A 20,332-nucleotide genomic window follows, 5' to 3' on the forward strand; every position below is an offset into this window, starting at 1 on the left:
CTTGCTTTTCTATTTTGGGGCTGATTTTTTAAAATCAGCCTTAAAACGACTATTTACTTTTGGGCCAGGGCTACCTCAATGACGGCAGGTTTTCCCTCGGGGAAACGTTCCACGTAAAACTCCTGCAGGGTGAGTTTCTGTTCTTCCGCGTAGTCAAAAAGGGTGCTGTAAATGCGTTTGGGAGCGATGGTGATGTTGGCTTCTACCTCGCCTCGCAGAACTTGCCTGCCGGCGGGTACCACTCTGAAAGAGAATCCAGAGGGCAGAGTCGCGCTGGAGTCCTTCACGGCCACGCCAATGAACGCCTTCAGGGTTTTAGAGTCTTTGCCCGGGTTGTTATAATAGATCCCCGCGAAATCGCCGGCGAGTTGCTTCTGCTCCACGGCTTTGCCTACCTGCTGATAGATCTGGCCCAGTTCCTCCGAGTCGGTGGAACCTTCATAATATTTACCGGCCACGATCACCTGCGAAGACTCCGCCCGGGAGACCTTCACTTCGGCAAAGCCGCCCATGTACGTATACACTACCAGCCCCAGCCCGATAATCACCGCCAAGACAATCAAAAACTTTTTACCCATCTGTTTATCTATTCTGCTTTGCGCATGTCCAGGCAAAGGTAAGGCTCAGCCCTGAACCAAACCCAGCCGGCCAGTAAAAACCCGTTTCTACCCCGATTTTAGCAAATCAGCCCTGAAACGGATTCTTTGCTTTTACACGAAGTTCTTGTACTGCATCTCGTGGAGCTGGGCATAATACCCACCCGACTGGATCAATTCCTCGTGACGACCGCTTTCCTTGATCTCGCCACGATCCAGCACAATGATGTTATCGGCTTTCTGGATGGTGGAGAGGCGGTGGGCAATCACGATGGAGGTACGGCCTTCCATCAACTGCGCGATTGCGAACTGAATCAGTTCCTCGGTCTCAGAGTCCACGCTTGAGGTGGCTTCGTCCAAGATGATGATTTTAGGGTTGTACACCATGGCGCGCACAAACGAGATCAATTGCCGTTGACCCACCGAGAGCGTAGCGCCGCGCTCCATCACGTTGTAGTGCAAACCTCCCGGCAGGCGCTCAATGAATCTGTCGGCGCCTACCAAACGGGCGGCTTCCCACATCTGGGCCTCGGTGATGTCTTTGTTCCCCAAGCTGATGTTATCGGCGATGGTGCCGGAGAAAAGGAACACATCTTGCAACACCACGCCTATCTGACGGCGCAGCAAATCCAGGTCATACTCCCTAATATCGGTGCCGTCTACCCTGATGGTGCCTTTGTTGATCTCATAGAAGCGGCTGAGCAGATTGATGATGGACGTTTTACCGGCTCCCGTGGCGCCTACCAGGGCCACCGTTTGCCCGGCGTACACGTCAAAGGAAACGCCGCGCAAGACCCAGTTTTCGTCATTGTACGCAAACCAGACATCGTCAAACTGCACATCGCCGCTGATCTCTTTCGGCGCGTACGTGCCCGAGTCTGAGATCATTTCTTCGCTTTCCAGCAGCCGCATAATCCGCTCAGAACTCACCACGCCCAGTTGCAGCGTGTTGAACCTATCCGCAATCTGCCGGATGGGCCTGAAGAACATGGCGATGTACATGATAAACGCGATGAGCGAGCCCAGCGTCACGGTGTCCTGGATCACGCCTTTGGCTCCATACCACACCAGCAGACCCGTTCCGGCTGCGCCGATGACCTCGGCCACCGGGAAATAGATGGAGTAATACAGCACCGATTTGATGTTGGCGCGGGTGTGCTCCTTGTTGATGGCCTGGAACTTCTTCATCTCGCGCTCCTCGTTGTTGAAGATCTGCACCACCATCATACCCGTGAGGTGTTCCTGCACAAAGGCGTTGAGTTTAGACACCGCGCCGCGCACCTCCTGGAAAGAGGCCTTCACCTTCTCCTTGAAGATATAGGTACTGATGATGAGCAGCGGAAACATGGAAAGGCTCACCAGGGTTAGTTTCCAGTCAATCCAGAACATGTAAGCCAGGATGAAGAGCAATTGCAGCACATCGCCAATCATAGCCGCCAGGCCTTCGGAGAACACGTCTGACAGGGTTTCAACGTCGCTCACGTTACGGGTCACCAGCGTCCCGATGGGCGTACGGTCATAGAATTTGAGCCGCAGCTTGAGGATGTGCTCATAGAGCTTCACCCTAATGTCGCGCACCACGTACTGCCCCAGCCAACCGGCGAAGTAGGTGTGGAAGTACGAGACCGCCGTGTGGGCCACCAGCAGTACAATGAGCCAGATGAACATGCGGTTCACCCCTTGCCAGTTGTACTGCAGAATCTGCTTGTCCACCATCTCCTGGATCAGGAACGGACGGATAGTAGCCAGGATCGCCGAGGCCACGGTTAAAAAAATCACCAGATAGAACACCTTCTGGTACGGTTTCACAAACCGGAATATCTTGCGCAGGACTTCCCAGTCAAACGCGCTCCCGGTTTTGTTGCCTCCTATTTCACTCATTAGATCAATTGCTGGTTAAGTCTGCCCCTGGCAATGCCTGGATTAGAACGTAAAAGTAAGGTAAGCCTCTCTGCGTTTAGGCCTTGGTTTCTTAAAAGAAAGCGTAAAACAAGAGGTTTTGTTACGAAGATGGTTCCTCTGTTCTCACCTGTGCGGCAAGGACTTCCTCAAAGAGTACCCGCTGTTGGGCAAAATAGTTCTCTGGATATTCCACACGGTGCAGAAACAGCCCTTGCGCGGGGGCCGCGCCGCTGGCCAAGCTCCTATCTTGGCGCTCAATCAGGTGTCTGAACTGAGCCACGGTGAGCTTGCCTTTGCCCACGTCCAGCAAGGTACCCACCACCAGCCGCACCATGCCGCGCAGAAATCGGTTGGCCTTGATGGTGAAGACCAGTTGCGGTCCGTTCTCCTGCCAGAAAGCTTGGGTAATGGCGCAACGGTAGTGCTTAGTATCGCCTTTCACTTTGGAGAAGGTGGTGAAATCTTCTAGTTGCAACAGCACCTGCGCCGCCTCGTTCATCAGGGCTACGTCGGGCTTTCTGGAGAGATAGTACGCGTGCCGCACCAGAAAAGGATTCTTTTCCAGGGTAATGCAGTATTCGTACGCCCGGCTGGTGGCATCAAAACGCGTGTGCGCCTCAGGCCCTACCGGCAGCACCTGCCCCACGGAGATATCTGGAGGAAGAATGCGGTTGAGTCTGTGCTGGATTTCCTCTGGATAGTAAGCCTGCGGCAAGTCTACGTGTACCCACTGCTGGGATGCGTGCACGCCGGTATCGGTGCGGCCGCTGCCTACGGTTTCTACCTGGGTCAACCGGAACACCCGGCGCAGGCAGTCGTCCAGCACCTCCTGCACGGTGAGCGCATTGGGTTGCAGTTGCCAACCGTGGAACCTGGTGCCGTCATACGCCACTTCTAAAAAATACCGCATGGCACAAAGATACGCAATTACCGGGTGAGTCTCAGGTTCTGGCGCATGGCTGTAACGCAGCCGGTTCTATTTTGAGGCCGTTTTCTGGAAAAGAGGCCTTAAACACCCACTGTCCATCGGCGGGAAATACCCGAAAAAGAAATCGGCCTCCAGAAAGGAGGCCGATGGTTTACTTTAGAAAGGATTGGTGAAAGAGGTGCCCGTAGGCGCGTTTCTTTCGGCTTGCCAGGCGGCTTGACGGGCATCGCGCTGGCGTTCGTATTTGGTCTGCAGGGCTTGTCTTTCCTGCTCATAGTCATTTTTCAGGCGGGCCATCTCCTCCTCGTAAGAACCGGTGGTATTACCGGCCTTGGTTAACCGGTCATTCAGCCGGTGCTGCTTTCTATTGTATTCTTCTTTCAGGTTGGCCTGGTCGCGTTCGTATTTGGCTTTGGATTTGGCAAGCGCATGCTGGTATTTCTCGTCTTTTCGGGCTGCCTTGGCCAGCAACTTGGCGCGCTTCTTTTCGGCTTTGGCAGATTGCTTGTCTCTGACCACCGTTGAATACTCTGTCCCGGCAATTTCCACTGCCGATGCTGTTCCACCACTTACTAACAGCAACCCTACTAAACTGAATACCGCAAGTCTTTTCATGATTCCAAGATTTTAATATAACTGGCTTTGCAACGTTCATGCCAACCAGAGCAAGTTAACGGCTTTGGCCAGACCAAAAAATCTTTTCTTTGCACATCAGCCTGTGGAAAACCTCTTGCAACGTTTATAACTATTCAAAGTTCTTTGCGCTCAACATCTTACCAAAGCCCTTGACGGCCTAACTGAATGTGTTCCGCACAGGTATAGGCGATAGCAAAGTTTTATGTAGTTTTGCAAAAGATTTAGAAACCAATAAATAACTATGATTCAGAGAATCCAGAGCGTTTTCCTGTTTTTGATTGTAATTGCCATGGTGGCTTTGTTTTTCCTGCCTATCTGGGCTAAAACCAATCCGGCTAATAACCAGGAGTATGCCTTAACCGCTTTTTCTTTAGGTCCCGTGAATGGTGCTGCTGATGCCGCCTCTACTAACACTATTTTCATCGCTATTCTGGCTGGGGCCGCGGCCCTTATTGCCTTGTATGAGATCTTCCAGTACAAGAGCCGCCTGACCCAAATGAAACTGGGCTTGTTGAACTCCCTGGTGATGGCCGCTCTCATGGGCTGTGCCTTCTACTTCTCTTCTTATGTGGGCGAGGACCTGATCAAAACCAATACCCAGGGCGAGTACCTTTCTGGTTTCTACCTGCCTGCCTTCGGGTTGCTCATGAACGTGCTGGCCAACCGGTTCATCAAACGTGACGAGGACCTGGTGCGCTCTATGGACCGCCTGCGCTAGAACCTTAGCTTTCTCCACAAAAGAGGCCCCGCTTGCAGAAGCGGGGCCTCTTTTGTTTTAGCATGGTTCTTCAACTGTTCATCAAAGCAACCTGCGGCCTTTTACTACTATGTCATACTTCACGACACCTTAGCGAAGAAAAGATGAACGGGAGAGAAAACCGCCCTAAGTTCCCTCCAAAATTTTCTTTATAAATTATAATAATAATCTATATTGGATAAATATTCATAAAACAGAAGACGCGCCTACTAGCTATGGACTTAACCAACCTATACACTGGTAAAGCATTCATCTTCAAAAGAATTGCCTTCAGAGATTATTTCCCTATTGAATTTCTATTCTGATATACGACACATGAGGTATTTTCTGAAAAGCAGTGTTTACATGCTTTTATCTGTTTTGTTTTGTTCGGCTTCCGTAGATGCTTACGGCCAAAACAACACCCAAATAAGGGGATTTGTAGATGCCTCGGCTACGTTCAATGGCAAGAAACTCTCTTTTGGCTTAGGAGAACAGGACTTGTTCATTACCTCAGACATCACCGATCGATTATCTTTTCTGGGCGAAACGGTTTTCAAATTCGATCCTTTCTCCGAAACCGATTTCTCGGTGAGCATTGAAAGAATCGTGTTGAAATACAACATCAAGGGGAACCACAACATCCTGCTTGGCAAGCACCACACCCCTATCAATTACTGGAACGACACCTACCACCATGGCAGGGTGTTCTTTCCTACTATCTCTCGGCCCTTGTTCTTTTCCACGAACCTTTTTCCCTTGCATACCACGGGGGTAAGTTTTCAGGGCCAGAATTTGGGCACGTTGAAGTTTGGGTACGATGTGATGTTTGGCAACGGGTTGAGCTCTTCTGATGTCTTAGACAATGATGCCAGTAAATCAATGACGGTAGCCGTGCACATCAGGCCGCAGAATGCCCTTCGCATCGGGCTTTCCTACTACCGTGATATCATTGCTAAGGGAGCCGACCTGCACCATGGTGCATCTAGCAGCTGGCAAATAGATGAACACCTGATCACGGCCTCGGTGGCCAGCTTTGGCGAGAAGGTAGAAGTACTGGCGGAAAGCATGGCCGGCGTGACGCAAACCGATTCTACCGGCTCCAGAAAATCTGTTGCCTCATACGTGTACGCCGGGTACAAAGTCACCGATAAGATAACTCCCTACGTTCGGTTTGACCATCTCCGGTACCAGCAAGGGGAAATTGGCTTTCTGAAAAACAACACCGAGTCTTTCTTGGCGGGCATACGCTACCAGCTGAATTACCTGGCTGTGATCAAGCTGGAGTACCAACGCCATAACTCAGAAATGACGGCTCCGGCAAATACAATTTCCACCCAAGTTGCCATTGGCTTTTAGCATGAGGAACTGCAGAGATAGAAACCTTATGTCAGGAGTTTTCAAAGGGTTGGTGCTGGCGTGCTTGTTGGTTTTGCTGGCTTTACAGGCGCAGGCCCAGCAAACGCTGGCCGTGATTGCCCACCAGAATGGCGCTCCCACTACCCTGTCGTTTAAAGAACTGAGATCTGTGTTCAGGGGTGAAAAGCAACGGTGGAGCAACGGAACCAAGGTGATGATTGCTTTGATCAAAACCAATAACACGCTAGGCGAGACCATCAGCGAGAAAGTGTATGCCATGAAACCAGATGCCCTGAACAAGTATTGGCTGGCGCTGGTGTTTCAAGGGAGGGCTTCGGCGCCTTACTTTTTCAATTCCGTTCCTGAACTGCAGACCTTCGTCTCCCAGAATCCCGGCGCTATTGGCATCATTGACCAGCCCATCAGCACCCCAGAGATCAGGACAGTGGTCGTTGACGGGAAACGGACCTTGTAAGGGCATCTAAAAGCATACGAGCACACCTGTTTTAACGCATAGCAAATGATCCTACACCTAAAATCGAAGATTTGGCTGACTGTTGCTGCTATCGTTTTAATGTTCTCGTTTTTCACCCTCTATTACTTTCCTGACCAGCAAGCCAAGCTTTTACTCAACAACTACAACAATGAGGTGCAGAACCTGGCCAACACGGTTTCTTTGGGAGTGAAGATTGCCATCACCGAACAGAACTTTGAAGGCGTACAGACGGCTCTGGAATTTGTGAAAGATGATTCGCGGCTGGAGTTCATCAGTATGGTACAAACTGATACTATATGGAATGAGGCCCGCACGTCTTACCAGGTGCAGGAAAAGTTGTTCAAAAGCTTCCCCGAAGACAGCCGGTTTGATGCTACTGCCGTGTCCAATGATTCTATTCTGGTGAAACGGTCCCCTTTTCAGACGTCCATGATGTCGGGCGCCATTCTGATCGGTTTCTCCACTAAGGCCATCAACGAAGGGAAAGCCAAGATCATGAACACCTCTTTGCTGGTGAGCACTTTGGTCTTCAGTATTGGCATTCTCATTGGGTTCTGGCTGTCTAAAACCATCTCTAAACCGGTGCTAGCCTTACGTGATGCGGCCAATAAGGTAAGCGAAGGAGATTTCACCACCCGGGTCCATAACGTCTCGGGAGATGAGATTGGAGAACTCGGGAAGTCTTTCAACGAGATGGTGGAATACTTGTCTGTCACTACTCACAAACTGAAAGAAGCCAACCATTCGCTGGCCACTACCAACGGCACCCTGAATACTACCCTGCTGGAACTGAAGGAAACCCAGGCCCAGCTGATCCAGAAAGAAAAGATGGCGTCTTTGGGAGAGCTCACCGCCGGGATTGCCCATGAAATACAGAACCCGCTGAACTTCGTGAACAACTTTTCTGAGATTAACCAGGAATTGATAGACGAAATGGTGCAGGAGCTTCAGGACGGAAACACAGAAGACGCGGTTGCCATTGCCCAGGATATAAAAGCCAATGAGCAGAAAATCAGCGCCCACGGCAAACGGGCCGATGCCATTGTAAAAGGAATGCTGCAGCACTCCAGAACAAGTACCGGCAAAAAAGAACCCACCGACCTCAACAGGCTGGCCGATGAGTTCCTGCGCTTAAGCTACCATGGCCTTCGGGCGAAAAACAAATCGTTTAATGCCGGGTTTAAGACCCATTTAGACCAAAACATAGGAAAAGTAGACATTGCCCCCGAAGAGATAGGCCGGGTACTGTTAAACCTGTACAACAACGCGTTCTACTCCATCAATCAGAAGAAACAACAACTGAACGGCACGTTTGAGCCCGAGGTGGTTGTCACGACTTCCCTGGGGAAAGACATGGTAGAGATTTCAGTGAAGGACAACGGGCTAGGCATTCCGCAGAACATTCTGGATAAGATTTACCAGCCTTTCTTCACTACCAAGCCCACGGGTGAGGGAACCGGCTTGGGACTATCGCTGAGCTACGACATCATCACCAAAGGGCACGGGGGAGGAATGCGCGTAGAAACAGAAGAAGGAAAAGGAGCCGAATTTATCATTCAGCTCCCTGTTTCCTCCTGATAGCAAAATAGGAGGCATTCCCTTCTTTTTACCTTTGATTATGGTTTCTGGCAGAGGGGCTATCTTATCTCTTTGTAGAGGAAATCCTGCAACTCCCGTTTACTATTGCTGAAGTCCAGAGCATCTAACACGCGGCTGAAACGTTGGCGGTCGCAGACATAGTTATAGGCGAATTTGGCCAGGGCTACCCGCCTATCCTCAAAAGAGATGGCTTTCATAAGCAGGTACAGGTCTTCGGTCATGATGCCCCCGGCCAGTTTTATCTCGCCTTTGGCGATGTCCAGCCTCCGGTCATCAAAGCCTTCGTCCTTCATGAACCGTAAAACGCGGTCCACATCCTGTTGGTCCATCACGTACTGGCAAACCTCATTTCCGCCGGCGGGTGGCAGAGGCCGGGAATAAGGCACATCCTCCACTTTGCGCAGCACCAGCGGGAAAGCCCGCCCCGGCACGGTAGGCACCAAGGTGTACACGCTTTCATAACCACTTGCCAGGATGATCTCTGCGGTGATGTTCTGGGCCCGGCGCCCTCTGCCCAGCACCCGCAGGTTAAGGATGTGGCGGCCGGCCGGCAACTCACCCACCGCTACCCTGGGCGCCGGCGCCGGATTGATCAAACGGCCCCCAATGGTGAGTTGGAAATATTCGCCTCGTTGAGTCTCCACCAGGATGGCGGCGTCTAAGGCGGGCTGTTGCGCATGCACTACCTGCATTAGGCACAGCATGAGAATACTCAGGATGTAAAATCGTTTCATAGGAGTAGTGGCTAACTGCTACGTAGGTTCTAACCCAATATTGTGCCAAACCTATATAACAACAAAAGTCCTTTCTATTTAGAGACTGTTTTCAGCAAACAAGCCCCTAAACAGAAAGGACATTTATTTTCGCCTTCTCCTCTATCGTCTATCCCTGGTAGTAAAACTGGCCGTACGGGCTCTTAATGGTGAGTTCGTTTTTCTCGCTGGCCTCTACCCGGCCAATGATCTGCGCATCCAGGTTGAACGATTGACTGATGCTGATCAAGTCTTGCGCAATGGCCTCAGGCACGTAGATCTCCAGGCGGTGGCCCATGTTGAAGACCTTGTACATCTCCTGCCAGCTAGTATTGCTCTGCTCCTGAATGAGTCTGAACAGCGGCGGCACCGGCAACAGGTTGTCTTTGATGATGTGCACGTTCTCGGTGAAATGCAGCACTTTGGTTTGCGCCCCACCGCTGCAATGCACCATGCCGTGCAGTTGGCTGCGGTAGTCTTTCAAGATGGCCTGCACCAGCGGCGCGTAGGTTCTGGTTGGCGACAGCACCAGTTTGCCCACGGTCAGGCCAGTTTCTTCGTTTACATCGGTGAGTTGGCAATTGCCGGAGTACACCAGGTCAGACGGTACCGCCGGGTCAAAGCTCTCGGGGTAGTTCTTGGCTAAATAGTTAGCGAACACATCATGCCTAGCCGAAGTGAGGCCGTTGCTGCCCATGCCACCGTTGTACTCGCTTTCGTAGGTCGTCTGGCCATAGGACGAGAAACCCACGATCACATCGCCGGGTTGGATGGTGTGGTTAGAGATGACTTCGCTGCGTTTCATGCGGGCGGTTACGGTGCTGTCCACAATGATGGTACGTACCAGGTCGCCTACATCGGCGGTCTCGCCGCCGGTGCTGTAGATGCCGATGCCGTTGTCCCTCAGCATCTGCAACACTTCCTCGGTACCGTTGATGATGGCCGCAATGACCTCGCCGGGCACCAGGTTCTTGTTTCTGCCTATGGTGGAAGAGAGCAGGATGTTATCGGTGGCGCCCACGCAGAGCAGGTCATCGGTGTTCATCACGATGGCGTCCTGGGCAATGCCTTTCCAGACGGAGAGGTCACCGGTCTCGCGCCAGTACAGGTAGGCTAGGGCAGATTTGGTGCCGGCCCCGTCGGCGTGCATGATGTTGCAGAACTCGGGGTCACCCACCAGCAGATCCGGGATGATTTTGCAGAACGCTTTGGGGAACAAGCCTTTGTCAATGTTCTTGATGGCGTTGTGCACATCTTCTTTGGAGGCGGACACGCCGCGCTGCAGATACCGGTTTTCCATGGCGGGAAGATAATAGTAAAAGCCGTTTAGGGCCAGATTTCACAAAAACAGCCCTAAAACGAGGAGCCGCCCTTTGCTGGGCAAAAATAAGAAAGCCTCCCGGTTCTGGGAGGCTTTTCTTTTGGTATTTCAGTTCTTTACGCTTCTTAGTTACGGAGCGGGCTCGTCAATGCGCGTCACCTTGAACTCGGTACGGCGGTTGCGCTGGTGCTGGGCCTCAGTTTTGGCGTTGCGCACCACCGGTCTTGATTCGCCATAACCGCGGGCCGTGATCCGTTTAGAGTCGATGCCTTTGGAGATGATGTAATCTACCGCACTCTGGGCCCGGCGCTGCGACAGGTCTTGGTTGTAGATGTCCTTACCGCGGCTATCGGTGTGCGAGCTCAGCTCAATGGTGATGGTGGGGTTGTCCACCAGGGTCTGCACCAGTTTGTCCAACTCCACGGCCGCATCCGGACGGATGTTGGCTTTGTCATAGTCGTAGAAGATGTTCTCCACCACAATGGCTTTGTTCTTCACGATTTTAGAGAGCGTGAGCGTGGTCGTGAGCCTGATCTCGGTTAATGGTTTGGTCAGTTGGTCCTGCGGCGGGGTTTTGCCTTGGGTGATCACAGAGTTGCGGGCGGCAAAGTAGCCAGTCCGCTCCGCGATGACCGAGTACACGCTCGCCGTATCTAGTCTGAAGGTGAAGTTTCCGGCGGCGTCAGAGGTGGCTTCGGCTACTTTCTGGCCCTGGGCATTCTGCAGCGTCACGCGCGTGCCCAGCATAGGGGTGGTGGCGTTGGTTTTCTCATTGCGCTCCAGCACTTTCCCATCCACAAAGAAGTTCACCAGCTTAGGCTGGCGTTTCACGAAGGCATACAGGTCATCGCCGCCCTGGCCGCCGGAGCGGTTAGAGGCGAAGAAGCCCTGGTCTTTCCCGGTGATCAGGATGGAGAAATCATCGCCTACCGAGTTGATGGGCGTGCCCATGTTGATGATGGAATCGCCGTTGATTCGGAAGACGTCCAGACCGCCCAAACCCGGATGCCCGTCTGAGGCAAGGTACAGGGTACCATCTTGCGCTACGTACGGGAAGGACTCATTGCCCGGCGTGTTAATGGTGGGCCCTAGGTTCTCAGGGCGGGAGAAACGGCCGCCTTCATCCAACGTGGTTTTCCAGATGTCGCGTCCGCCCTGGCCACCACGGCGGTCAGAGGAAAAGTACAGCGTACGGCCATCGGGCGCAAACGCAGGCGAGGAATCCCAGGCTACGGCATCGTTGAAACTGGCCGCTCTTGGCTCAGACCATTCGCCGGTTTTGTATTGCGAGATGTAAAGGTCTACGTTGGCGCTGCCGTTCTTCTTGCCGGTATTGCCCCGCGCGAAGATCATGGTGCGGCCCTCGTTCGTGAACGCCGGAGATGCGTCATGCACCTCAGGGGCGTTCAGTTGCGCCGAGAAAGGCCTTACCGGCGCGGCGGTGTTGCCGGTATCAGCCACAGGTACTACGTACAGGTTCAGGAAACCCTCGCCGTTGCCTTTGTATTTGGCTTCTTCGCGGGAAGAGGAGAAAATCACCTCGTTGTTCAAGATAATGGGCGAGAACTCAGAGGCGGCCGTGTTGGCGGCGGGCACCGGCCGTACAATCTTGTAAGTAGGCGTGTTAAGAATGCTGGCCACCTCTTTCAGGTTCTCCACCTCTTTCTGGGCCAGCCGGATGAACGCCTTGTTGGAAGCCACGGCCAGGTAACTCTGCAGTTGCGTAGCGGCTTCCTCATACTTGCCACTGGCTTTCAAAGCCATGCCGTAGCGGAACATGGTTTCCTCTGTCTTGCGGGCGTCCAGGGCGGCTTTGTAGTACTGCTCCGCCTGCGACAGCCGGTTAGACAACCGATAAGCCTCGGCCAGTTTGAAATTGACCTCGGCCCCCGTGCGGCCTTTTTTCAGAGCGGCCTGGTAGTGGTCAATGGCTAGCTGGTACTCTTCTTTCTGAAAGTTCTTGTTGCCTTTCTGCACGGAGCTTTTGAAAGGCCCACAAGCCGCCACTGCCAAAGACAAGGCCACTCCCATTACAAGCGTTCTATTCTGTCGCATCATGTGCATTCCTACGCGTTATTGGCCCTGGAAATACCGAGCCAGCCAAGTATCTTTTGCTGGTTTGGGCCACTCCTGCCGAAGTCCCCCCACCGTTGGAATCAAAGTATCAAAATAAAGCGAGTCAGGCGACAACGTTCCTGCCGCCACCTCGGCTTTTATCTTCACCAAGGGAAGCGTCCGCACCTCCCCTTCCTGCCTGAAAGCCAGTTGGGTACGGTCAAATAATTGAACGTTAAATTCCTGCTCTAATTGCCTTAAAAAGGCGACTGATTTATCTATGGAACACCCGCTGGCCGAGGCCACTTCTTCATTGGTGGCTAGAAACAGAAAGTGGCGTTCCTGTATGCTGAAAGACGCCTGTAAATCGCGGCCGTGGCTGCTCCACTCGGTTACGAAATCCTGGAGAAGCTGCTTCATGCGCGCCTCCTCCCCTTCGGTCAGCGGACGATTGATCTGATACACCCACACCCGGCTATATGGCGGTAATTGCTCAAAAGGAACGTACATTTTTTGTAATATGCTAATTTTAATTAGACTCACGTATCACGTATCAAGACGCAATACAATGCATTTGTGTTTTTAGCCCGATTTCCTGGAAAACAGACCTGAAACGCTTTTTCCCCTGCTGCCCAGCCTCGTTACAGTGTAACGAGGCTAACTTTCCGGTCTGTCGCGACGTTACACCGTAACGTTGTTGGCAATCGCCTCTACTACCAATACAAGCCCGCCTCAGCAAAGGAACTGTGCTACCCGTTACGCATTAATGCCCTCGGCCTGCGCAATGAGTTCCGCGATGTCAAACACCTGCACGGAGTCTTCTTTGTTCTGGCTTTTCACGCCGTCGGCCATCATGGTCATGCAGAACGGACACGCACTGGCAATGATGGTGGCACCGGTGCCGATGGCTTCCTCGGCGCGTTCCACGTTGATGTCTTTGTTTCCGGGCTCCGGCTCTTTCCACATCTGGGCTCCGCCGGCGCCGCAGCAAAGGCCGTTGGCGCGGCTGCGCTTCATCTCCACTAAGTCAGCGTCTAAGGCAGCCAAAACCTCGCGGGGCGCCTCGTAGATGTTGTTGGCGCGGCCCAGGTAGCAGGAGTCATGGAAGGTGATGCGCTTGCCCTTGAACTCGCCGCCACCGGCAATCTTCACTTTCCCCTCGTTGATGAGGTTCTGCAGGAACGTGCTGTGGTGAATCACCTCGTAGTTTCCGCCCAGCGCCGGGTACTCGTTCTTGATGGTGTTGAAGCAATGCGGGCACGCCGTCACGATGGTCTTGATGCCGTAGCCGTCAAACGTGGCGATGTTGGTCATGGCCTGCATCTGGAACAGGAATTCGTTCCCGGCGCGCTTGGCAGGGTCCCCGGTGCAGGTTTCCTCCATGCCCAGCACGGCGTATTTGGTGCCTACGTGTTCCAAAATTCGCACGAAGGCACGGGTAACGTTTTTATATCGGTCGTCAAAAGCACCGGCGCAACCCACCCAGAATAATACTTCTGGAACTTCGCCACGGGCAGCTAAATCTGCCATCACCGGTACTTGTATCTGTTTTTTCTCTGACATCTAGGGTAGTATGCTAATTAGAAAATGTGCTCATCTGCTAATTTATTAGGCATGCCGCACAAAAGCTAATGGGCGTTAGGTTTATTCTGATTATGGCCTAGTTTTTAGAAACGGTGTATAAATCATCGGCCCAGTTGAAGCGGTCGCTGGGCGAGAAAGCCCATGGCGCGCCGTTGTTCTCAATGTTGTTGAACATGGTATTCAAAGACGCCGGCGCCGCCGATTCTTCCAGCACCAGGAAGCGGCGCAGGTCAATGATGGTAGACAGCTGGTTGATGTTCACCGGGCAAGACTCCACGCAGGCGTTGCAGGTGGTACAGGCCCACAGCTCCTCAGGGGTTACGTAGCCGCGCAGCAAGGTGCGTTCCTCGGAGGCCTTCACGCGCTCCGATTCCTCCGTATACTTCGCCGGGTCGAAGATGAGCGGCGACTCGCCTTTCTCCTCCATCCGGTCCCGGGTATCCATCACAATCTTCCGCGGTGACAGTAGTTTGCCGGTGAGGTTGGCCGGGCACACGCTGGTACAGCGGCCGCACTCGGTACAGGTATAGGAATCCAGTAGTTGCTTCCAGGTAAGGTCCTCCACGTCTTTGGCCCCGAACTTCTGCGGATCGGCACCTTCAGGAGCAGGCGGCACTACGTAACTGGGGTCCAGCATGGCTTTGATCTCGTGCGTGATGCTCTCCACGTTGCTGAACTGGCCTTTCGGCTCCAGTTTGGAGTAGTACACGTTGGGGAAGGACGTAATGATGTGGAAGTGCTTGGAGCTGGGCAGATAGTTCATGAACGCCAGAATACCCACAATGTGTACCCACCAGCCAGCGGTGGCAATTACCTGCAGGGTGCTTACGTCGCTCCCGAACAGATCCACCATGAGGCCACTGACCGGAAAAGCCCCGGGCAACTGATGCCCACCCAATTGCGCCAGTTTCTGGTCTGCGATGTTAAAGGCGAACAAAGCCAGCATGAGCACAATCTCGGTGATCAGGATCACGTTCGCATCCATCTTGGGCCAGGCACGCATCTCGGGTCCGCGGGTCAGGCGCGGCACGTTGGTGAGGTTCCGGCGCGCCAGGAAGATCACACAGGCGATGATCACCAACAGGCCCAAGACTTCATTGATGGCCATGAGCACGCTGTACACCGGCCCCAACACACCCAAAATGCGGTGCGTCCCGAAGACGCCGTCAATCAGAATCTCGATCAATTCCACGTTGATCACGATGAAACCAATGTACACGAACAGGTGCAGCACCGCCGGAAGCGGCCGTTTAAACATTTTTTGTTGCCCAAAAGCGACGAGCAAAAGGGTGTTGATGCGCTCAGAAACGTTACCGGAAATCTCCTTTTCACGCCCCATGTTGATGTTGCGCACAATCTTACGGATCTGCCACACAAACAGGCCGATACCTACCAACGCCACCACTAAAAAGATGATATTACTGATCACAGAAAGGATATTTAAGACATGGAAACTGCTTGTACTACGAACGAATTTAACAAAGTATTCTGAAAAGGGCAGAAAAGATTTTTTTGAAAGAAGTTTTGCAAATCCGCGCAGGCTCCTTACATTTGCATACTTTTTCACCAGAACGGTAGCGAAACACCTCCCGGAAAGGTTCTAAAAGATGCTGGTGATGTAGCTCAGTTGGTAGAGCAAAGGACTGAAAATCCTTGTGTCGTTGGTTCGATTCCAATCATCACCACCAGCAGAAAAGAGAATCCCGCTTCAGATAATGGAGCGGGATTTTTGTTTTTATGCCGTCGTAGAAAAGTAAGCGACTACTAAATCATCCCTGCTTTATAAGCTAATTGGCTAGAACACGATTCCACCACACATACTCTTTTCTGCTAAGTAGGCAAAGCTATATGGTGGGTAAATACGCTATCCAACTTTTACATTTATTTACAGCGTCTTACTTCTGGTCTTATGTAGACCCGTCATCAGAATAATTCTTTTTTGGCTAATTCCGGGTTACAATACAGGTTGGCTTGTACATGTTTTAAGTCAATACAGGTTAGGCCAAAAGTATTAATGTTAACTTTTAATAAAATTTCAAGATAAAATGTTTTGAACACTCTAGTTCTTCTGCATAGATTTGTAGAATTCTATAACCAAATTATAAAATATGAGAATAAAACTCTACCCTACACTACCTTTTACAACCCTTTTAGTAACATTTGCCTTGTTCACTTTATCATCTTTTGGGCCGAAGCATAATCCCATTACCATAAAAAAAGGAGATAAGATTGAGTATCAGGTAACCTCAACCAAACTTGACAAGAGGGTTATTGATATGTTTACCTACATGAATGAAAGTGGCACTGCTGTTACCGGATTCAGATGCACCCCAGCGAGTTTAAATAAAACGTTTGAAGCAAAATCAGACAACCAAAAAATAGCTCTCTTGATTAGTCTTCACCATTTATCCAAAGAAATAATTAATGCCAAAATATTGATAAACGGCATAGTGGTACAAGAAGCATCTACTGGAGCCGGAGTGGTGCAGTTAGACCTAGAGGTAGACAACTCACTACGTTAAGAAACTACGACCAAGTTTTTAGGCATTCTAAGATGTGCACCATCTAATACTTAATTAGACGCAGAAGAATACTTATCTATATATGACTAAAATCCCGCTTCAGGTAATGGAGCGGGATTTTAGTTTTTGGTCTGCTAATGGAAAAGAAGCTAGAAAGCGGCTCCTTTTCCATTAGCAGAATCAAAGTAGATTTGTTGCACGTCCGCTTGGCTTACCAGCAAAATGTGGTAATTATGGGAAACAGATATACCATGCGCATCACCTTACTTTTTGCCTTCCTCACCTTTGGGTTAGTTTTTCAAACTTCTGCGCAGGTCAACAGAACCAAAATTGCTGTCATGGGCTCAGACCATTTGGCCCAAATCTACCGAAAAGATAACCCGCATACTGATGTACTAAGCCCGTCGGGGCAGAAAGCTATAAAGGAACTCACTGCTTTAGCAGCCAAGTATGCCCCTGATATGATTCTGGTGGAAGTGCTTCCCGAAAGACAGCGTGAGATAGATAGCCTGTACGCGCTTTACCTGCAAGACAAACTGAACTTTGAAACTCTGGAGAATGGCCGTAGCGAGGTCTACCAGATTGCTTTCAGGCTGGGCAAACAACTGAACCTGAAACGCATTGTATGCGCCAATGCTCCAGGCGGTACCTCGCAGGGAATCCTGGCCAACGGCGAGAACATAGAGCTTTATAACAACGAAATAGCAGCCTTACGCCAGATAGTAAGTAAACTGAGCACCGGCTTGCAAAAAGGCACGCTTTCCCTCAGGCAGTATCAAGCCTCCCTGAACCAACCCGAACTTTATAATCTAGTCTACCGCGTGCGTTACATTGTTCCCGCGCGGGTGGTAAATGGCACCTTCAAAAACCCAGATGCTATGGTAGACACGGCCTTTGTGAATCCTAAATACATTGGGGCTGAACTCACCTCGGTATTCAAAAACCGAGATTACAAGATATACTCCAACCTGGCCACTGCCCAATTGAAAGAGAAGCCCAAACGCATGCTACTTATTATAGGCGCGGCGCACATCGGTTCCCTGCACAGTATCCTGCAAGACGACTCAGCTTTTGAATTGGTACCTGCGAATACATTTTTGGGAAAGAAGTAGAACGCACGCCATTGTTTTGCAGAAATCCACTTCCAGCCTAATAGCGGGATTTCTGTTTTCAGGCATGTTTTGAAAAAAGGAACCAGAAACGGTTAGCCAATTCCTTTGCAGCCTCACAGTTTCACCGCTGCCTACCTCAAGGTGTCACCTCAGAAGTCACCTATGGCCTAAGGAACGCAATGATTGCTTTGGTTTGAACACAGGAATTATTGATGCCCTAACTTACTCGTCTGCTTTGGGCAGTAGCCGATGGTGGTGGAAGGTTTCCATTCCTAGCCGGCTTAAGGTGTCTTTCTCGAAATCGAACTCAATCAAGACGGCAGGCTCGTTCCCTACTACCCAGCCATCGTGCCCGGGTTCTATGGCTACTACCTGCGGCGCCACGAAGTCTTCGGTGATGCCATCGGCGTACAAAATCTGGAGGTGCCCCTTGGCCAGGAAACCCAGGTGGGCGTGCATGCAAAGATCAGTGCCCACAATCTGCTTCATGTGGGTAGACCACTTAAAGCCCGGCGGATACACCACCCGCTTTACCCGTGAATCACCCGTCCGTACAAAGTCCATCAGAACGCCTCCTACCTCGCGGTGCTCAGCCCCTGGCATGGGTGCCAATAGTGTATCTGTTGTTTCCATAGTATTATTTCTTGAAGGTGTGGGAAAGCATATTGTCTTGAAGCAGTACCTAGTTGCAAACTTGTAGCGCTTGCCGCAGTTTCTACTTTAAGGTAAGCTTTTATTAGTGAATCCTTTACAAGCGCGATCAAATTTTTCTCTCGCTATGCAGCTGTAACCTAGCTGGGCTTTACTTTCACCCTTACATTATTTGAGCAATTAGTACCCTTGAATGAAGTGGAGACTTTTAGATTTAGGCCTAGTTTTCAGAAATCGGGGCAAAACCATAAAGCTAATTGCAGCATATTAGGTGAGTTATTTCCAAATTGTCTACTTTCAGGCCAAGAAAACTCCGTTATGCCTGCTTCGCCGGAAGGTTTAAAACATTACCTCCAGAAATTTACCCGCCTCCGCCAGGGTGGAACCAAATACGGTCCAGCTCCCCATAAACCTGTTCTGCTGCTGAGCATCATAGAACAGTTTGAGAAAGGCGAGATCCATAAGAATAAGGTCTTTATCTCCCCAGAGCTAGTAGGCGTTTTCAAAGAGAATTTCGCATTGTTGGTTACCACTGGCCATAACTCAGATTTCTTCCTACCATTCTATTATTTGACTAGCGAGGGCTTTTGGTTTGTTAAGACATTACCTGGCAAAGAATTGAATGCTCACGTCAAGAGCTTCAACGTACTTAATGGATTAGTGGATTTCGCTTATCTATCCGAAGACCTCTACACGCTTCTTCAGGCTCCAGAGACAAGAAACGTACTGAAAAGCGCTTTGCTGCAACGCTACTTTCCTGCCAGCGCTCCCCAATACCAACAGGCGAAAAAATATGGCGGCTATCTCCATAATCTGGAAAAATATATCCTGAACGAGGACACTGCCATCTACACCCCAGTTCAGCAACCAATACCTGACGAGGAACAGGTATTTGTGAGAGGCGGCTTGTTCAAGAAGTTGGTACCGCAGGTTTATAACTTCACCTGCTGTATCACCGGCATGCGCCTTAGTTCTCTGCATGGGTTTTCTATGATAGACGCCTGCCATATTGTGCCTTTCAGCCGAAGCAACGATGACCGTGTCACCAACGGGTTGGCCTTGTGTCCCAATCTGCACAGAGCCTTCGACCGGGGCTTGATTACCGTAGATACGCAGCTGAAAGTAGTGGTTTCTCCCACCATTGCCGAAGATGAGGAGAATGCTTATGCTTTGAGGAAACTTGAAGGAAAGCGATTGAATTTACCGTTTGGGGCAATTCATTATCCAGCACCCGAAAATCTGACATGGCACCGGGAGAAGGTGTTTAAGGGATGAACCTTTCACTATAGTGGTACTCCAGGAAACCTCTGTCTGGCAAGAACCTAGAAGGCAGAATTATTTTAGCCTTGTTATACTTTAGAAAGAAATCATCTGCATAATCAACCTCTTCCTTTCCAACAACAGAAGAAGATATTCTAACAACATAATCTGGAGTAATGGTAAGAATACCAGCTTCAAAAGCTTTGTCATGCAAGGCATTCATGGCCAATCCATTTCTTGGATTAAGTCGGTTCTTTTCATCAATTCCCCACGGTCTAATATGACCAGCTACTAGAAGGGCCGGAATCTGTATGCCTGTTATACAGCAGGTAGAATTATAGGCCGCCAGCACCGTCCGCCTGAAAACAGATTGGTTTACTCGTACCTTGACTATTTGCTCCCGCACTCTTCCTTCTTTTGGAAGTTCTGCTTCATCAATCTGATGGATGTTCTCTAGTGTTGAATTTTCAAACTTGGACCGCAACTTTTCACTCTCATAAGGAAGATCATTCCAATTACTAGTGAATTGATTCCAAACCTCCCTATCTAGTTTGCTTGTGTTCTTGGCGCCCTTTATGCCTCTCTCCTGCAAACTTGGATTTAAGCTTGCGAAATTTACCAACTTGTAAGCAACAGAATTACTTGTTCTTCCGATCAATTCTGCTAACCTAACTACTTCTGGATTATTCCTATGAAGTTTACCAAAGGGTAATTTACAGTACAGATTGATAGCCAATAACAATTCTTCCCTAGTCCAAAGGCTCTGGCCTTTTTTCATAAATTAGGAATTTTATCAAAATCAGAAAAGACAAGTAGCTGTTTC

At 50.6% G+C, this 20,332-nt stretch carries 19 protein-coding genes and 1 tRNA gene; 8 read left to right on the forward strand and 12 right to left on the reverse strand.

The window, feature by feature from the left end:
- Positions 1 to 53: 53 nt before the first annotated feature.
- From FOA19_RS06640 to FOA19_RS06655, 4 genes are all read right to left on the reverse strand, one after another.
- Positions 54 to 578, reverse strand: a complete 525-nt coding sequence (locus FOA19_RS06640; RefSeq protein ID WP_149089963.1) for a hypothetical protein — start codon at positions 576 to 578, stop codon at positions 54 to 56.
- A 132-nt stretch (positions 579 to 710) separates the two neighbouring features.
- On the reverse strand, positions 711 to 2,477 hold the full coding sequence (locus FOA19_RS06645; RefSeq protein ID WP_149089964.1) for an ABC transporter ATP-binding protein: 1,767 nt from the start codon (positions 2,475 to 2,477) through the stop codon (positions 711 to 713).
- A gap of 121 nt (positions 2,478 to 2,598) precedes the next feature.
- Positions 2,599 to 3,408 (reverse strand): tRNA pseudouridine(38-40) synthase TruA, encoded by an 810-nt coding sequence (truA, locus tag FOA19_RS06650; protein WP_149089965.1) that lies wholly within the window; start codon positions 3,406 to 3,408, stop codon positions 2,599 to 2,601.
- 174 nt (positions 3,409 to 3,582) lie between these two features.
- Complete coding sequence (locus tag FOA19_RS06655; protein WP_149089966.1) at positions 3,583 to 4,041, reverse strand: hypothetical protein; 459 nt, start codon at positions 4,039 to 4,041, stop codon at positions 3,583 to 3,585.
- Positions 4,042 to 4,303: 262 nt separating this feature from the next.
- Here FOA19_RS06655 and FOA19_RS06660 point away from each other — a divergent pair, with 262 nt between their 5' ends.
- The 4 genes from FOA19_RS06660 (at position 4,304) to FOA19_RS06675 (ending at position 8,231) form a co-directional block, all read left to right on the forward strand.
- A complete protein-coding gene (locus FOA19_RS06660) occupies positions 4,304 to 4,780 on the forward strand; it encodes a DUF4293 domain-containing protein (protein ID WP_149089967.1) in 477 nt (158 codons plus the stop codon).
- Between the two features lie 384 nt (positions 4,781 to 5,164).
- Positions 5,165 to 6,157 carry a hypothetical protein gene (locus tag FOA19_RS06665; RefSeq protein WP_149089968.1) on the forward strand — a complete coding sequence of 331 codons (993 nt, stop codon included), beginning with the start codon at positions 5,165 to 5,167 and terminating at the stop codon, positions 6,155 to 6,157.
- 28 nt (positions 6,158 to 6,185) lie between these two features.
- Positions 6,186 to 6,632, forward strand: a complete 447-nt coding sequence (locus tag FOA19_RS06670) for a hypothetical protein (RefSeq protein ID WP_149089969.1) — start codon at positions 6,186 to 6,188, stop codon at positions 6,630 to 6,632.
- 45 nt (positions 6,633 to 6,677) lie between these two features.
- Positions 6,678 to 8,231 (forward strand): HAMP domain-containing sensor histidine kinase, encoded by a 1,554-nt coding sequence (locus FOA19_RS06675; protein WP_149089970.1) that lies wholly within the window; start codon positions 6,678 to 6,680, stop codon positions 8,229 to 8,231.
- A gap of 59 nt (positions 8,232 to 8,290) precedes the next feature.
- Here FOA19_RS06675 and FOA19_RS06680 read toward each other — a convergent pair whose 3' ends face one another.
- From FOA19_RS06680 to FOA19_RS06705, 6 genes are all read right to left on the reverse strand, one after another.
- Entirely contained in the window at positions 8,291 to 8,986 is a 696-nt protein-coding gene (locus tag FOA19_RS06680) for a DUF4476 domain-containing protein (protein ID WP_149089971.1), read from the reverse strand.
- A gap of 148 nt (positions 8,987 to 9,134) precedes the next feature.
- On the reverse strand, positions 9,135 to 10,304 hold the full coding sequence (locus FOA19_RS06685; protein WP_149089972.1) for an AIR synthase related protein: 1,170 nt from the start codon (positions 10,302 to 10,304) through the stop codon (positions 9,135 to 9,137).
- 150 nt (positions 10,305 to 10,454) lie between these two features.
- Positions 10,455 to 12,383, reverse strand: coding sequence for an OmpA family protein (locus tag FOA19_RS06690; protein ID WP_223808760.1), 1,929 nt, complete (start codon positions 12,381 to 12,383; stop codon positions 10,455 to 10,457).
- A gap of 15 nt (positions 12,384 to 12,398) precedes the next feature.
- Complete coding sequence (locus tag FOA19_RS06695) at positions 12,399 to 12,890, reverse strand: hypothetical protein (protein WP_149089974.1); 492 nt, start codon at positions 12,888 to 12,890, stop codon at positions 12,399 to 12,401.
- Between the two features lie 246 nt (positions 12,891 to 13,136).
- Entirely contained in the window at positions 13,137 to 13,943 is an 807-nt protein-coding gene (locus FOA19_RS06700) for a (Fe-S)-binding protein (protein WP_223808761.1), read from the reverse strand.
- A 97-nt stretch (positions 13,944 to 14,040) separates the two neighbouring features.
- A complete protein-coding gene (locus tag FOA19_RS06705) occupies positions 14,041 to 15,393 on the reverse strand; it encodes a 4Fe-4S dicluster domain-containing protein (RefSeq protein ID WP_149089975.1) in 1,353 nt (450 codons plus the stop codon).
- 183 nt (positions 15,394 to 15,576) lie between these two features.
- On the opposite strand from FOA19_RS06705, the gene FOA19_RS06710 reads away from it, so the two are divergent.
- From FOA19_RS06710 to FOA19_RS06720, 3 genes are all read left to right on the forward strand, one after another.
- A tRNA-Phe gene (locus tag FOA19_RS06710) sits at positions 15,577 to 15,652 on the forward strand.
- 420 nt (positions 15,653 to 16,072) lie between these two features.
- Positions 16,073 to 16,486, forward strand: a complete 414-nt coding sequence (locus FOA19_RS06715; RefSeq protein ID WP_149089976.1) for a hypothetical protein — start codon at positions 16,073 to 16,075, stop codon at positions 16,484 to 16,486.
- A 233-nt stretch (positions 16,487 to 16,719) separates the two neighbouring features.
- Positions 16,720 to 17,598 (forward strand): DUF5694 domain-containing protein, encoded by an 879-nt coding sequence (locus FOA19_RS06720; protein WP_149089977.1) that lies wholly within the window; start codon positions 16,720 to 16,722, stop codon positions 17,596 to 17,598.
- 222 nt (positions 17,599 to 17,820) lie between these two features.
- Here FOA19_RS06720 and FOA19_RS06725 read toward each other — a convergent pair whose 3' ends face one another.
- Positions 17,821 to 18,231 (reverse strand): cupin domain-containing protein, encoded by a 411-nt coding sequence (locus FOA19_RS06725; protein ID WP_149089978.1) that lies wholly within the window; start codon positions 18,229 to 18,231, stop codon positions 17,821 to 17,823.
- Between the two features lie 216 nt (positions 18,232 to 18,447).
- Here FOA19_RS06725 and FOA19_RS06730 point away from each other — a divergent pair, with 216 nt between their 5' ends.
- Entirely contained in the window at positions 18,448 to 19,524 is a 1,077-nt protein-coding gene (locus tag FOA19_RS06730; protein WP_223808809.1) for an HNH endonuclease, read from the forward strand.
- On the opposite strand, the gene FOA19_RS06735 is transcribed toward FOA19_RS06730, so the two are convergent.
- Entirely contained in the window at positions 19,514 to 20,287 is a 774-nt protein-coding gene (locus FOA19_RS06735) for an HNH endonuclease (RefSeq protein WP_149089979.1), read from the reverse strand. The two genes, FOA19_RS06730 and FOA19_RS06735, sit on opposite strands and share 11 nt — an antisense overlap.
- Between the last annotated feature and the right edge of the window lie 45 nt (positions 20,288 to 20,332).

Origin of the sequence: Rufibacter hautae, from assembly GCF_008271695.1 — a bacterium.
GTDB lineage: Bacteria > Bacteroidota > Bacteroidia > Cytophagales > Hymenobacteraceae > Nibribacter > Nibribacter hautae.

Bases quoted from the DNA above. Each gene is read 5' to 3' on its own strand.
- FOA19_RS06640 (WP_149089963.1), bottom strand. From the start codon at position 578: ATGGGTAAAAAGTTTTTGATTGTCTTGGCGGTGATTATCGGGCTGGGG.
- FOA19_RS06645 (WP_149089964.1), bottom strand. From the start codon at position 2,477: ATGAGTGAAATAGGAGGCAACAAAACCGGGAGCGCGTTTGACTGGGAA.
- truA (WP_149089965.1), bottom strand. From the start codon at position 3,408: ATGCGGTATTTTTTAGAAGTGGCGTATGACGGCACCAGGTTCCACGGT.
- FOA19_RS06655 (WP_149089966.1), bottom strand. From the start codon at position 4,041: ATGAAAAGACTTGCGGTATTCAGTTTAGTAGGGTTGCTGTTAGTAAGT.
- FOA19_RS06660 (WP_149089967.1), top strand. From the start codon at position 4,304: ATGATTCAGAGAATCCAGAGCGTTTTCCTGTTTTTGATTGTAATTGCC.
- FOA19_RS06665 (WP_149089968.1), top strand. From the start codon at position 5,165: ATGCTTTTATCTGTTTTGTTTTGTTCGGCTTCCGTAGATGCTTACGGC.
- FOA19_RS06670 (WP_149089969.1), top strand. From the start codon at position 6,186: ATGTCAGGAGTTTTCAAAGGGTTGGTGCTGGCGTGCTTGTTGGTTTTG.
- FOA19_RS06675 (WP_149089970.1), top strand. From the start codon at position 6,678: ATGATCCTACACCTAAAATCGAAGATTTGGCTGACTGTTGCTGCTATC.
- FOA19_RS06680 (WP_149089971.1), bottom strand. From the start codon at position 8,986: ATGAAACGATTTTACATCCTGAGTATTCTCATGCTGTGCCTAATGCAG.
- FOA19_RS06685 (WP_149089972.1), bottom strand. From the start codon at position 10,304: ATGGAAAACCGGTATCTGCAGCGCGGCGTGTCCGCCTCCAAAGAAGAT.
- FOA19_RS06690 (WP_223808760.1), bottom strand. From the start codon at position 12,383: ATGATGCGACAGAATAGAACGCTTGTAATGGGAGTGGCCTTGTCTTTG.
- FOA19_RS06695 (WP_149089974.1), bottom strand. From the start codon at position 12,890: ATGTACGTTCCTTTTGAGCAATTACCGCCATATAGCCGGGTGTGGGTG.
- FOA19_RS06700 (WP_223808761.1), bottom strand. From the start codon at position 13,943: ATGTCAGAGAAAAAACAGATACAAGTACCGGTGATGGCAGATTTAGCT.
- FOA19_RS06715 (WP_149089976.1), top strand. From the start codon at position 16,073: ATGAGAATAAAACTCTACCCTACACTACCTTTTACAACCCTTTTAGTA.
- FOA19_RS06720 (WP_149089977.1), top strand. From the start codon at position 16,720: ATGGGAAACAGATATACCATGCGCATCACCTTACTTTTTGCCTTCCTC.
- FOA19_RS06725 (WP_149089978.1), bottom strand. From the start codon at position 18,231: ATGGAAACAACAGATACACTATTGGCACCCATGCCAGGGGCTGAGCAC.
- FOA19_RS06735 (WP_149089979.1), bottom strand. From the start codon at position 20,287: ATGAAAAAAGGCCAGAGCCTTTGGACTAGGGAAGAATTGTTATTGGCT.